Source organism: Vibrio sp. CB1-5 (assembly GCF_059412285.1).
Genome location: NZ_JBJHPB010000015.1, coordinates 93,926 through 106,748, shown reverse-complemented (window position 1 = coordinate 106,748; position 12,823 = coordinate 93,926). Strand labels below are relative to the sequence as shown.

General features: G+C 46.9%; 13 protein-coding genes. 5 read left to right on the top strand and 8 right to left on the bottom strand.

The window, feature by feature from the left end; genetic code table 11:
• Positions 1 to 99: 99 nt before the first annotated feature.
• Positions 100 to 1,350: a serine hydroxymethyltransferase gene (gene glyA / locus ACJB0T_RS12545; protein ID WP_042496689.1), complete on the bottom strand. Its 1,251-nt coding sequence runs from the start codon at positions 1,348 to 1,350 to the stop codon at positions 100 to 102.
• A gap of 348 nt (positions 1,351 to 1,698) precedes the next feature.
• On the opposite strand from glyA, the gene ACJB0T_RS12540 reads away from it, so the two are divergent.
• Positions 1,699 to 2,298, top strand: a complete 600-nt coding sequence (locus ACJB0T_RS12540; protein WP_479291169.1) for a YitT family protein — start codon at positions 1,699 to 1,701, stop codon at positions 2,296 to 2,298.
• Between the two features lie 57 nt (positions 2,299 to 2,355).
• On the opposite strand, the gene treC is transcribed toward ACJB0T_RS12540, so the two are convergent.
• From treC to gmhB, 5 genes are all read right to left on the bottom strand, one after another.
• Entirely contained in the window at positions 2,356 to 4,035 is a 1,680-nt protein-coding gene (gene treC, locus ACJB0T_RS12535) for an alpha,alpha-phosphotrehalase (protein WP_479291170.1), read from the bottom strand.
• 81 nt (positions 4,036 to 4,116) lie between these two features.
• On the bottom strand, positions 4,117 to 5,541 hold the full coding sequence (treB, locus tag ACJB0T_RS12530) for a PTS trehalose transporter subunit IIBC (RefSeq protein ID WP_479291173.1): 1,425 nt from the start codon (positions 5,539 to 5,541) through the stop codon (positions 4,117 to 4,119).
• A 239-nt stretch (positions 5,542 to 5,780) separates the two neighbouring features.
• On the bottom strand, positions 5,781 to 6,725 hold the full coding sequence (gene treR, locus ACJB0T_RS12525) for a trehalose operon repressor TreR (protein ID WP_479291175.1): 945 nt from the start codon (positions 6,723 to 6,725) through the stop codon (positions 5,781 to 5,783).
• A 15-nt stretch (positions 6,726 to 6,740) separates the two neighbouring features.
• On the bottom strand, positions 6,741 to 7,109 hold the full coding sequence (locus ACJB0T_RS12520) for an MliC family protein (RefSeq protein ID WP_479291176.1): 369 nt from the start codon (positions 7,107 to 7,109) through the stop codon (positions 6,741 to 6,743).
• A 24-nt stretch (positions 7,110 to 7,133) separates the two neighbouring features.
• On the bottom strand, positions 7,134 to 7,685 hold the full coding sequence (gmhB, locus tag ACJB0T_RS12515) for a D-glycero-beta-D-manno-heptose 1,7-bisphosphate 7-phosphatase (RefSeq protein WP_479291178.1): 552 nt from the start codon (positions 7,683 to 7,685) through the stop codon (positions 7,134 to 7,136).
• Between the two features lie 199 nt (positions 7,686 to 7,884).
• Here gmhB and metN point away from each other — a divergent pair, with 199 nt between their 5' ends.
• The 3 genes from metN to metQ are packed head-to-tail and all read left to right on the top strand — an operon-like array spanning position 7,885 to position 10,430.
• Positions 7,885 to 8,919, top strand: a complete 1,035-nt coding sequence (metN, locus tag ACJB0T_RS12510) for a methionine ABC transporter ATP-binding protein MetN (RefSeq protein WP_479291180.1) — start codon at positions 7,885 to 7,887, stop codon at positions 8,917 to 8,919.
• Entirely contained in the window at positions 8,909 to 9,586 is a 678-nt protein-coding gene (locus ACJB0T_RS12505; RefSeq protein ID WP_479291182.1) for a methionine ABC transporter permease, read from the top strand. The genes metN and ACJB0T_RS12505 overlap by 11 nt, the downstream gene beginning before the upstream one ends.
• Before the next feature lie 34 nt (positions 9,587 to 9,620).
• Entirely contained in the window at positions 9,621 to 10,430 is an 810-nt protein-coding gene (metQ, locus tag ACJB0T_RS12500; protein WP_479291184.1) for a methionine ABC transporter substrate-binding lipoprotein MetQ, read from the top strand.
• Positions 10,431 to 10,512: 82 nt separating this feature from the next.
• Here metQ and ACJB0T_RS12495 read toward each other — a convergent pair whose 3' ends face one another.
• Positions 10,513 to 11,289, bottom strand: a complete 777-nt coding sequence (locus tag ACJB0T_RS12495; RefSeq protein WP_479291186.1) for a Zn-ribbon-containing protein — start codon at positions 11,287 to 11,289, stop codon at positions 10,513 to 10,515.
• Positions 11,290 to 11,291: 2 nt separating this feature from the next.
• On the bottom strand, positions 11,292 to 11,837 hold the full coding sequence (gene syd / locus ACJB0T_RS12490) for a SecY-interacting protein (protein WP_479291187.1): 546 nt from the start codon (positions 11,835 to 11,837) through the stop codon (positions 11,292 to 11,294).
• A 110-nt stretch (positions 11,838 to 11,947) separates the two neighbouring features.
• Between syd and queF the strand changes: the two genes are divergently transcribed.
• Entirely contained in the window at positions 11,948 to 12,793 is an 846-nt protein-coding gene (gene queF, locus ACJB0T_RS12485) for an NADPH-dependent 7-cyano-7-deazaguanine reductase QueF (protein ID WP_479291189.1), read from the top strand.
• Positions 12,794 to 12,823 lie beyond the last annotated feature (30 nt).

The window sequence follows — 12,823 nt, the reverse complement described above, 5'->3', positions numbered from 1 at the left end:
TCGCTATGCGACTAGGCCTTCTAAAAGGTGTTAGCTTCTTAACTTACAAGCATTAAGCATTTAGCTCGCTTTTTTTCTGTGCGTTTCAGCAGTAGAGAATTACGCGTAAACAGGTAGGCGCTTACAGATCTCTAGTACTTTCGCTTTCGTTGCTTCAATCACTGATGCATCGTTGATGTTGTCTAGAACATCACACATCCAGTTAGCAAGCTCAGTCGCGTCTGCTTCAGTGAAACCGCGGCGAGTTATCGCAGGTGAACCAACACGGATACCAGACGTTACGAATGGGCTACGTGGGTCGTTTGGTACTGAGTTCTTGTTCACGGTGATGTTTGCTGCGCCAAGCGCTGCATCTGCTTCTTTACCTGTGATGTCTTTGTCGATTAGGTCAACAAGGAACAGGTGGTTTTCAGTGCCGTTAGATACGATCTTGTAACCGCGCTCTTGGAACTGAGCAACCATCGCTTTTGCATTCTTAACAACGCGTGCTTGGTACTCTTTAAACTCTGGCTCCATCGCTTCTTTGAACGCCACTGCTTTACCAGCGATAACGTGCATTAGAGGACCACCCTGACCACCAGGGAATACCGCAGAGTTCAGTTTCTTGTACATGTCTTCGCCTGCGTTAGACAGGATAAGACCACCGCGAGGACCCGCTAGAGTCTTGTGCGTTGTTGTTGTTACCACGTGAGCGTGTGGAACTGGCGTTGGGTAAACACCTGCAGCGATAAGACCCGCTACGTGCGCCATATCAACGAATAGGTAAGCGTCAACTTTGTCTGCGATCTCACGCATGCGAGCCCAGTCTACGATTTGGCTGTATGCAGAGAAACCACCGATGATCATCTTAGGCTTATGCTCAACAGCAAGCTGCTCCATCTCGTCGTAGTTGATTTGGCCCGCTTCGTCGATACCGTAAGGAATCACGTTGTAGTGCTTACCAGAGAAGTTTACTGGAGAACCGTGAGTCAGGTGACCACCGTGCGCTAGGCTCATACCTAGAACAGTGTCGCCTGGGTTAAGTAGCGCCATGTATACTGCGCTATTCGCTTGAGAACCAGAGTGCGGCTGAACGTTCGCGTACTCACAACCAAATAGCTCACAAGCACGATCAATCGCTAGTGCTTCCGCTTTATCAACATACTCACAACCACCGTAGTAGCGCTTACCTGGGTAGCCTTCAGCATACTTGTTCGTTAGCTGAGAGCCTTGCGCTTCCATTACGCGAGGGCTAGTGTAGTTTTCCGAAGCGATAAGCTCGATGTGCTCTTCTTGACGTAGTGTCTCTTCTTGAATTGCTGCAAATAGCTCCGCATCGTAATCAGCGATGTTCATATCACGCTTAAGCATCTGTATCTCCTGACTCAGATTGTTCTGAAAGTTTCAAAAAAACCACTCAATGACCAAAAGCAAACGTTTTCGTCACCACATTTGATGACTTGCATGATACATAATTTGATCTAGGTCATAAAGAGAAAATTGGAAATTTCTCATGCAGTTTTTTCATAGTGAATCTTAGGCTTTATCATATGCCCCGATAAAGTGCATACTTCGAGTGCGCTAAGTGTCAATAATTCCATTTACACAGTGTAAAAATTGAATTACATAGGTTTACCGTAAATTTCCCCTTCAAGCTACCGAAAACATCAACTTTTCAATAATATTGCGGCGTTTATTGATTAGAAGAATTTTAAGTTGATGCAAAAACACTCACTCAAAGAAGACTGGATAGCGATTCTTACTGGTACGTTTATCGTCGCTCAGGGGATATTCTTTCTTCAGTCGGCTCAACTATTGACTGGCGGTACTACAGGTCTCGCCCTTCTTATGAGCCAGTTTGTACCGATTTCTTTTGGTACGCTTTATTTCGCCCTAAACAGCCCGTTTTACCTACTTGCTTGGAAACGCTTTGGTAAACGCTTTGCTGCCAGCAGCGCCATCTCTGGTGCCTTGGTGTCTATTATTACGGACAACATGCATCGAGTGGTCACGCTCGATAACGTCAATACTATCTACTGCGCGATTGCCGGGGGCTTATTGATGGGTCTTGGTATGCTGATTTTATTCAGGCACCGTTCAAGCCTAGGTGGCTTTAATGTGTTGTGTCTGTTTATTCAGGACAAGTTTGGAATTTCGGTCGGTAAAACGCAGATGGCGATTGATTGTGCCATTCTTATTGCCTCGTTCTTCTTCGTTTCACCGTCCATTATTGGGGTTTCGATTCTTGGCGCCGTCTTGTTGAACTTAGTGCTAGCAATGAATCACAAGCCGACTCGCTATATCGTGAACTATGGTTAATAGTTAATAGTTAATGACTTATGTTTCATGATTAAGGCCCCGCAAGGGGCCTTATCTTTACTTTTCAATCAGTATCGCTAGAGTTTCATAACCATTCAATTCAATGGCTCCGTCTATCGTTACCTCACCTTCTCGATTGAGGTTACTGAGCACCGCACTGCCCGACAATCCATCGAACCGTTCTGGGAGTTCAAGATATGTGTTGTCACCGTAATAGTTATTTAGGCAAAGCAACATCCCCTCCTCATTCTCACGCAAATAACCATGAACCTGAGGATGCTCTGGGAATAGATCGACATAACTACCGTCAGTAATCACCGGCAACTGCTTGCGAAGCGCAATCAACCGTTTGTAGAAATAAAAGACCGACTGTTCATCTTCAACCGCTGCCTCAGCGTTGATCTGAGGATAGTTTTCAGCAACGCCAATCCAAGGGGTACCTTTGGTAAAGCCTGCGTGTTTACTGTCGTTCCACTGCATCGGCGTGCGAGAGTTATCACGAGATTTCTGCCTCAAGATAGCCATCATATCGTCATGAGAGGTATCGCCCTGCTCCACCATCAGTTGGTACATATTAAGACTTTCGACATCACGATACTGGCTCATATCGGTGAAACCTGGGTTAGTCATGCCGATCTCTTCACCTTGATAGATGTAAGGCGTGCCCTGCATTAAATGGACAGACGCTGCCAGCATTTTTGCTGACTCGGTTCGATATTGCTGATCATTACCAAGACGACTGACCACACGAGGTTGGTCGTGGTTACACCAGAATAGCGCCCCCCACCCTTGACCATTTAGGCCTGTCTGCCAGTGGTTGAAAATCTGTTTCAACTGCAGGAAGTCGAAGTCTGCTTTCGTCCACTTGTCACCATTTGGGTAATCGACTTTTAAGTGGTGGAAATTGAACACCATCGAGAGCTCTTTACCATCTAGTGAGCTGTACTGCTGGCAATGCTCTAGCGTCGTAGACGACATTTCACCAACGGTTACCGAGCCATACTTCTGGAATACTGCTTCACTGATTTCCTGTAAATACTCATGAACACGCGGACCATCGGTGTAAAAACGGCGACCATCACCAATATCATCATCAGCGAAGTCTTGCTGTTTTGAGATAAGGTTGATCACATCCAGCCTAAAGCCATCCACGCCTTTTTGCGCCCAGAACTCGATGACCTGTTTTACTTCTTCACGAACTTTTGGGTTTTCCCAGTTAAGGTCAGCCTGCTCTTTGGCAAATAGGTGCAAATAGTATTCATCGGTGGCCTCGTCCAATGCCCATGCAGAGCCACCAAACTTTGACTGCCAGTTGTTAGGTAGTTTGCCTTCGTTTGGTTTCCAGATGTAGTAGTCACGGTACGGGCTTTGTTTGTCTCCCAGTGCCGACTGGAACCACTGATGCTCGGTTGAGGTGTGGTTAACCACGATATCCATAATGATGCGGATACCTTTCTGATGGGCAGCTGTGAGCAGCTCATCAAAGTCTTGCATGGTGCCAAAATCAGGGTTGATAGCATAGTAGTCGGAGATGTCGTAACCATTATCAATCATTGGTGAGGCATACACTGGGGTTAACCAGATGGCATCGACACCTAACTTCGCTAAGTAATCAAGCTTCGAGGTAATTCCTTTGATGTCCCCCATCCCTTTATCACCGCTATCGCAAAAACTCTTCGGATAGATTTGATAAATCGTGGCTGTTTTCCACCAGTCTTTTTGAGCAGTTTGACTCATAGGTTTAATCTCACTTACCAATTTGGAAATTCGTCAAAATAAAAAGCAAAGAAGTGGCTCAAGATGAGCCACTAATGGGGGTTACGCGCTCGCAAGCTCTAGCTCACCTTTTGATTGAGCGCGTTTGTACAGGAACAAAGTAAGCATAATCGGCACGGCCATTGCGACTAACATCGCCATGAGATATACCATCCAGTATTGAGGCTGAATCGACAGGATGCCCGGTAGACCGCCGACACCGATACCGTTCGCCATCACGCCAGCGCTGCCACAGATAGCCGCTGCAATTGCGCTACCAATCATTGCGCTGAGCATTGGGAACTTGTACTTGAGGTTAATACCGTACATAGCTGGCTCTGTGACACCTAGGTAAGCCGAGATAGCGGCTGGCACTGAGATATCACGCTCACCCTCACGCTTACTGATAATGATGATGCCAACGACCGCAGATGCTTGAGCAATATTAGACAGTGCAATCAAAGGCCAGATTGGCGTGCCGCCAAGGTCTTGCATCAGCTGAAGGTCAACCGCATTGGTTGTGTGGTGGATACCGGTAATAACCAGCGGTGCGTACAAGAAGCCAAACACCATAGAACCCAGTACCGCAAAATCACCCGTCATCGCAGCTTTAGCTGCAAACGCAACGCCATCACCTAATACGCGACCAAACGGACCGATGAAGGCGTGAGCAAGAATGACCGACAGAATAATTGAAACGAATGGCACCACAACCAGATACAGGTAGCTTGGGACAATGCGCTTTAGATTGGTTTCAATAAGCGCCAATGCCACACCCGCCAGCATCGCTGGGATAACCTGAGCTTGATAGCCCACCTTCTCAATCACAAACAATCCAAAGTCCCAAACCTCTGGCACTTCTTTACCAATGAGATAGGCATTCATCAGTTGAGGCGATACCAAGGTGACACCCAGCGTAATACCAAGAATTGGCGTACCACCCAGTTTTTTCACCGTAGACCAACACACACCAACCGGTAGGAAGAAGAAAATTGCTTCACCAATTAGCCACAAGAACGAGTGTACGGTTGCCCAAAACTGGCTGATTTCCACTAAGGTTTTGCCATCGAACATGCGGATGTCGCCGATAACATTGCGGAAGCCAAGAATCAAACCACCCGTGATAATCGCCGGCAAAAGGGGAACAAAAATTTCGGCTAGGTGCGAGATACCACGCTCTAAAACGTTCATGTTCTGACGAGCTGCTAGTTTGGCATCGTCTTTAGATGCCGATTTCTTGCCTGCTGAGTCAATCAACATTTTGTAGACTTCGTCGACTTCAGTGCCAATCACCACTTGGAACTGACCGGCATTGGTAAAGCAGCCTTTGACAAGCTTGAGGCTCTCTAGTACCGACTTATCGGCTTTATCGGTATCGTTAAGAACGAATCTTAAGCGAGTTAAACAGTGGCTAACACTGGCAATGTTGTCAGCACCACCAACACCGTCGATGATCGCTGCAATGTCTTGCTGGGCTATTTTGCTCATCGTTTGTACACCTTTTCCTGATATAGAGACGTAGGGTTAAGACGTCTAGGTCCATTTGTCTCGTTGTATTAATAATATCGCAACATGCGAATGGGAACATTCCCAAAGGTTGCGTAAAGTGTGCCACGGAATAATCAGAACAAAAATGGGAACAGTCCCATTAATTGAGTGTGATCACAATAATTGTTGATAAATGCGCCAAGTTGATTTAGAGAATGACGACGAAAAAGAAGCCGTGATTACACCGCTTCTTGCGTGAGATGAGAGATGGTTTTATTACCAGTAAGCTGACTAATCAATAGGTTAGCAGCTTTTTCTCCTGCTTGCTGATAGCCGGGATCAATACTGTAGATATTAGGGAACAGAAAAGACAATAGCTCATTACCGCCAACGCCCGTCACCACAATATCCTCTCGACCAAGCTCTTGCAGGCGTTTGATCGTGCCAAGCGCTAAGGTATCGCTGGCACACACGATCGCTTGTAGTGATTCCGTCACTACCTCATCGACAAGCTGATAAGCACTTTCATGATGAAGCTCACCGGTACGATAAACGGCGTGCAGATCGTTGTAATCACACCACTTTTGAAATGCGTTAAGGCGTGCCAAGCCCGTGGTTTTATCCTTGGGATCCACACCAATATAGGCTAGTTGATTGACGCCTTGCGCCTGCAATTTATTCAAAACCGCTTGGATCAATCCTTGATTGTCATAGTTGATGGAGGAGACTTGATCGGTATCCATAGCGATGACAACGACCTTCTCTTGCCACTGAGACACCTTGTCGATATCAAGCTCAGTAAAACCAAACACAATGACACCTTCAACGTTGCGTTTACGCAGTACGCTCAGGTGTTCGTTGGTTTTTTCGGGATCGAACTGACTTTCCATAATCACCACATCGTAACCTGCGGAGTAAAGCACATTGAGCATGCTGCTCACCGCTTTGTTCTCAGAAGGTGAATCTAGACGGGAGATAATGACACCAATGACCTTTTGCACTCCGCCCCCACGCATCGATTGCGCCGACTTAGAGGGCACATAACCATGCTCAGCAATCACACGCTCCACTTTCTCGCGGGTTTCGGGTTTGACTTTGGGATCGTTGGTGAGCACGCGAGAGACGGTAGATTTACCGACTCCCGACAGCTTTGCAATATCAAGTATGGTGAGTTTTTTGCTCATGGGTGTCTAAAAGGTTCAATATCCGTTTTTTGGTACGCTTCGCGTGGTCATCATACAGCTTTTATCGGTTTCACCGGCAATGGTAAGCATACCTTCTCTACCCTTACTAAACAGCTCAACCTCAGACTCTGCTTGAGATTGACCATCGAGTGAGTACTTAGTACCAGATGCAGAAGGAACACGATGAAGATGATACTCTTCGCCATCAATGAGTAACAAAACCTGCTCGCTCGATAGCTGGGTTACCTGAAAGCTCTGGCTATCGCACTGATACTGGAGAACATGATACGGGTTTTGAGGCTCAGCCTGCTCCGTGCTACTGCACGCTGTCAAACCACCAGCCATCAACGCGGCAACCATTCCGTATTTAGCGTAAGTATTCATAATGACTCCTTTTAGGCAGACTGATTACTTAGCTAAGTATTGCGGCACATCGCGGATACTATCAAGTACCACAGTTGCGACAGACTCTCCGCGCTCAGTCACCGGTTTGCCAGTACGCACTAAGATCTTGGTGCCAACGCCAGCCGCTTCCGCTGCCATCATATCTTCGGCTTTATCACCGACCATGACTGACTTTTCCATATCAATCTTTAAGAAATCACGAGCAGAGATAAACATGCCCGGCTTTGGTTTACGGCAGTTACAATCTTGTTTGTAATCACCAATGCCATGCTCTGGGTGATGTGGACAGTAATAGATGCCATCGAACTCAACGCCATTATCAGAGAAGTTCCAATCCATCCACTGGGTTAAAGAAAGGAAGCGATCTTCGGAGAACATACCGCGAGCAATGCCTGATTGGTTAGTCACCAACACCAGCATATAGCCCATGTCCTGCAGTTTTTTCGTCGCTTCAAAGACGCCTTCAACATACTCAAAGTCGTGTTCATCGCTAACGTACCCGTGATCAACGTTAATGACGCCATCACGATCCAAAAAAACAGCTGGTTTTGCCACAGTTCACTCTCTTGTTATAGATAGGTGCTAATAAACTGAATTATTACACGCTTTTATAGTCACAGCACTATGAAAATGCCATTTAGACGTCTAGACGTAAAAATATCTATTGACACTAAAAGGTGAAAACCATAGCATCGTCTATCAATTGAGATGTAGTTCAAACTTTTATGCTACTCACGGACTTCAGGTTGCTTAGATGATCGAAATTAATCAAGTAAACAAAGTGTTTTATCAAGGTGCTAAGGAAATCAACGCCTTGGCAGACATCAATCTGCATATCGCAGAAGGCACTATCTTTGGTGTGATTGGCGCCTCTGGTGCGGGTAAGAGTACGTTGATTCGCTGCGTAAACATGCTTGAAGCGCCAACGTCAGGTGAGGTTATCGTTGATGGTGTTGACCTGACTAAACTGTCGAAATCCGAGCTGTCAGAAGCGCGCCGCAACATCGGCATGATTTTCCAGCACTTTAACTTGCTTTCATCTCGCACCGTATTTGAGAACGTGGCACTGCCACTTGAGCTAGCTGGCAAAGAGCGCTCGCACATCGAAACCAAAGTGACGGATCTTCTAAAGCTCGTCGGTCTGGCAGATAAGCGCGATACCTACCCAGCCAATCTAAGTGGTGGTCAAAAGCAGCGTGTTGCGATTGCTCGCGCACTGTCATCAGACCCTAAAGTACTGCTTTGTGATGAAGCCACCAGCGCGCTCGACCCTGCAACGACACAATCGATTCTTGAACTCCTAAAAGAAATCAATCGCAAGCTTAAGATCACCATACTACTGATTACTCATGAAATGGACGTGGTAAAGAGCATCTGTCATGAGGTCGCGATCATTGGCGACGGTCGCTTGGTTGAAAAAGGCACTGTGGGTGAAATCTTTGCGCATCCAAAAACGGAGCTTGCACACCAATTCATTCGTTCAACACTCGATCTATCGATTCCAGAAGACTACCAAGCAAGGCTGCAAGCTGAACGTGTGGAAGGCAGCTACCCGCTTGTTCGCTTGGAGTTTACCGGTGCCACTGTAGACGCGCCGCTAATGACGCAAATTGCACGCAAATACAATATTGATGTCAGCATTCTAAGTTCCGACCTTGATTACGCTGGCGGCGTAAAATTCGGCATGATGGTGGCTGAGCTGTTTGGTAATGAGCAAGACGACAACGCGGCGATTCAATATCTTCGTGACCACAATGTAAAAGTAGAGGTACTTGGTTATGTCCTTTAACGCTGTCACAGACTGGTTATCTCTAAACAGTAACCTACTATTAGGAGCAACATGGGAAACGCTATACATGGTAGCGGTTGCAGGTGTGGTTGGCTTCGTTGTGGGTATCCCACTGGGCGTCATTCTGCATACGACTAAAAAAGGTGGCTTGCTCGAAAACACGCGTTTAAACAGCGTGCTCGGTGCCATTGTTAACATTGGCCGCTCGGTACCATTCTTAGTATTGATGGTAGCGATCATTCCACTGACTAAGATTTTGATTGGCACCTTTATCGGTACTACCGCAGCAATCGTTCCACTAACCGTTGGCGCGATTCCATTTGTGGCACGTCTTATTGAGGGTGCATTACTTGAGGTACCAACAGGTCTGGTAGAAGCCGCACAGTCTATGGGCGCAACACCATACCAAATCATTACTAAGGTACTGCTTCCAGAAGCATTACCTACGATTGTCAATTCGGTGACAATCACTTTAGTGACCCTAGTAAGCTACTCAGCAATGGCGGGTACCGTCGGCGGTGGCGGTCTAGGTGACGTCGCCATTCGCTATGGTTTCCACCGATATGATGTGACCATTATGGCTGTGACCGTGGTAATGCTCATTGTATTGGTACAAATTATTCAGTCTATCGGTGATGCCGTTGTTCGCCGCGTAGACCACAGATAATCGAGATTTTAAGGTTTATAACAAGGAGAGAGTCATGAAATTCAACGTTAAGAATTTACTCGCAATTGCAGCCGCTGCATCAGCACTTATTCTATCTGGCTGTGGTGAAAAAGAAGTCGACACCAGCAAGATCAAAGTCGGTGTAATGGCAGGTGCGGAAGCACAAGTTGCAGAAGTCGCAGCAAAAGTTGCTAAAGAGCAATATGGTCTAGACGTTGAGCTAGTCACCTTTACCGACTACGTAACACCAAACGCAGCGCTAGATGATGGCTCTATCGACCTTAACGCATTCCAACATAAGCCATACCTAGACCAACAAGTCGCAGATCGTAACTACAAGCTGACTATTGCAGGCAACACGTTTGTATACCCAATCGCGGGCTACTCGAAGCAAGTGAAGTCTGTCGATGAAATCCAAGACGGCGCGCGTATCGCAGTACCAAATGACCCAACAAACCTAGGTCGCTCTCTACTGCTACTTGAGCAGCAAGGTCTACTGACTCTACGTGAAGGTGTTGGTCTACTGGCGACAGTTCGTGATATCGAAGAAAATCCAAAGAACATCACTATCGTTGAGCTAGACGCAGCACAGCTACCACGCTCTCTTGATGACGTAGCGCTATCTATCATCAACACAACTTACGCAAGCTCTATCGACCTAACACCTCAACGCGACGGTGTATTCGTTGAAGACAAAGAGTCTCCATACGTAAACCTAATCGTTGCACGTGAAGACAATGTGAACGCAGAAAACGTTCAGAACTTTGTTAAAGCGTACCAAACAGAAGATGTGTACAACGCAGCCTCTGATATCTTCAAAGGTGGCGTAGTTAAAGGCTGGTAATCTCACCACCTTCACACCAACCATCAAAAAGGGGTTGAAGCTAGGCTTCAACCCCTTTTGTATTTTCACCCGATAAGTTGGCTTACTTTAAGTGATCCCAAGAAATATTGGAGACGATTCGGCATGAATCGCACTTGAAGTAAAAGATGTCGTGCAGCGGTTCATCAAGCAACCATTCTCCACCACATTTCGGGCACTTACGCGCTTTTTCTTCCTCAAGGCTCTTACCACCTACCTTATACAGGTAATAGTACGTTGGGATTTGGGTAATGAACTCGATACGACCGCGAATGTCCCAGCCACGGCGAAACAGGTCACTGCCTACCTCGGACAGCTCTCGTAGTGCTGCGTGCTCTGCTTTACAGCCACCCGCCATTTGGATTTCATCGCACGCTTGCCACTCGGTTTGCCATTTAATCACCGACTTATGATCGCCATTGAGTGTTGGTGGATTACGGTACAGCGGGATCGGTAACAAGGTTTCACCACTTCGAAGCGGTGAGCAGGTGTGCACATAGGTGGTGTACAGTACTTGCCAGCTCGGCGTTTCATCTTCTGCCGCTTGCTCTGAATTGATATCACGACCAAGCAAACGAACCTTAGGTGCTAACAGACAAGCATCCGATAAACGCTTTAAGCACACTTTTACGAAATCTGAGTGGTTACTTGGGTGTAAGCTATCTTGCTCGGGGCATACCGCGCGAACGAAGAATTCCCCTTCGCCCATCACCACCGGAAATTCGCGCCCTAATACTTGACCGTTATAGCGCAGCGCATCCATCAGGCCGTTGATGCCCTTCTCTACCGCGCTGATTGTTGTGTTATCAAAACACTCAAAATGAAGCTCTACCACATACATAATTAAACGTCAGGCTCCAGACCGTTAAGGAATGTCTCGATATTCTCGGCAACGACATCGCGGCGATCGGTACCCAGACGTTCAAGAATCACGTTACCAGTGATGTTACAGATAGAAATCACATCCATATCCGCATCGGTTGCCGCAATAAATACCGTTGGTTTGAGCTTAAGGCGACGCTGCGTCACCAAGTGACCCAAAATATTCTCTTGCAAACGAGTGAAATCATCATCGCTCCACACCTGCAGTAGGGTTAGCTCGTTTCCCTGCCATGTGGCATTCATATCTGCGCTGTACTGGTGTCCATAGAAAGCTTTGATGTCATCGTGCAGTGCTAGCTCTATCCCTTGCTCGATGTTTTCTAAGCGCTCAGGAACGTCGCGAACGCAGGCGCGCCAATACACCGATTCGTCATCTTTGCAGTCAATACAAGGGGACACTAGGCCGTGAAGCTCCTCACTGGCAGGTAGTGTTTGATGCTTTTCTTGCCAAGCCTGTTGATAGCGCTGTGAAAACGCCTCCAGAGCTTGCTGTACACTTTGATTCATATGCTCTCCACTCATCCTTCAATTGTTCAGCGATTTCCGAGCACAAAGGATGACAGCTATTCGGGGATCTCGTAAAATTCGTTTTATTCTAATCGAAATATCACACAATTATGAGCAAATATTCCAACGCGAAAGAGCTTTCGGGGCTCACTCTGGGTCAAAAGACCGATTATGCCAACCAATATGACGCTTCACTTTTGCAACCTGTGCCACGAAGCCTAAACCGTGACGACCTTGAACTCGGTGATAGCTTGCCATTCCAAGGCTGTGATATTTGGACTATGTATGAGATTTCTTGGCTCAATGCTAATGGCTTGCCACAGGTCGCCGTTGGTGAAGCTTACATCCCAGCAACCAGTGCCAACCTTATCGAATCTAAGTCATTTAAACTGTATCTCAACAGCTACAACCAAACGCGATTTGATTCATGGGATGACGTGCAAAACACCATCGCAGGTGATCTATCAAACTGCGCTGGTGAGAGCGTTACGGTAAAACTTATCCCTGTAGGTGACTTTGAAAACACCCAGGTCGTTGGTATGAAAGGCGAGTGCATCGACAACCAAGATATTCGTATCGATAGCTACGACTTCGACGCGGCGCTACTAGAAGGTGCTGCTGGGGAGGAAGTGATTGAAGAAGCGCTGCATAGCCACCTGCTAAAATCCAACTGCCTTATCACTAACCAACCTGATTGGGGCAGTGTCGAGATCCAATATCACGGCGCAAAGATCGACCGTGAAGCCCTGCTACGCTACCTTGTTTCGTTCCGTGAGCATAATGAATTTCACGAACAATGTGTTGAGCGTATCTTCACCGATATCATAAGTTACTGTAAGCCAAGCAAGCTGACGGTATACGCGCGTTACACGCGCCGTGGCGGGTTAGATATCAACCCTTATCGTTCAAACCAAAATAGCGCACCAACTCACAACTCGCGCATGGCTCGACAATAAGCACTCACTAATAGGGAAAATGGATAACTT

What these genes read in the sequence shown, in the direction of transcription:
- glyA (WP_042496689.1), bottom strand. Translation starts at nt 1,350, where the DNA reads ATGCTTAAGCGTGATATGAACATCGCTGATTACGATGCGGAGCTATTT.
- queF (WP_479291189.1), top strand. Translation starts at nt 11,948, where the DNA reads ATGAGCAAATATTCCAACGCGAAAGAGCTTTCGGGGCTCACTCTGGGT.
- treC (WP_479291170.1), bottom strand. Translation starts at nt 4,035, where the DNA reads ATGAGTCAAACTGCTCAAAAAGACTGGTGGAAAACAGCCACGATTTAT.
- ACJB0T_RS12505 (WP_479291182.1), top strand. Translation starts at nt 8,909, where the DNA reads ATGTCCTTTAACGCTGTCACAGACTGGTTATCTCTAAACAGTAACCTA.
- ACJB0T_RS12520 (WP_479291176.1), bottom strand. Translation starts at nt 7,109, where the DNA reads ATGAATACTTACGCTAAATACGGAATGGTTGCCGCGTTGATGGCTGGT.
- metQ (WP_479291184.1), top strand. Translation starts at nt 9,621, where the DNA reads ATGAAATTCAACGTTAAGAATTTACTCGCAATTGCAGCCGCTGCATCA.
- treB (WP_479291173.1), bottom strand. Translation starts at nt 5,541, where the DNA reads ATGAGCAAAATAGCCCAGCAAGACATTGCAGCGATCATCGACGGTGTT.
- ACJB0T_RS12540 (WP_479291169.1), top strand. Translation starts at nt 1,699, where the DNA reads ATGCAAAAACACTCACTCAAAGAAGACTGGATAGCGATTCTTACTGGT.
- ACJB0T_RS12495 (WP_479291186.1), bottom strand. Translation starts at nt 11,289, where the DNA reads ATGTATGTGGTAGAGCTTCATTTTGAGTGTTTTGATAACACAACAATC.
- syd (WP_479291187.1), bottom strand. Translation starts at nt 11,837, where the DNA reads ATGAATCAAAGTGTACAGCAAGCTCTGGAGGCGTTTTCACAGCGCTAT.
- treR (WP_479291175.1), bottom strand. Translation starts at nt 6,725, where the DNA reads ATGAGCAAAAAACTCACCATACTTGATATTGCAAAGCTGTCGGGAGTC.
- metN (WP_479291180.1), top strand. Translation starts at nt 7,885, where the DNA reads ATGATCGAAATTAATCAAGTAAACAAAGTGTTTTATCAAGGTGCTAAG.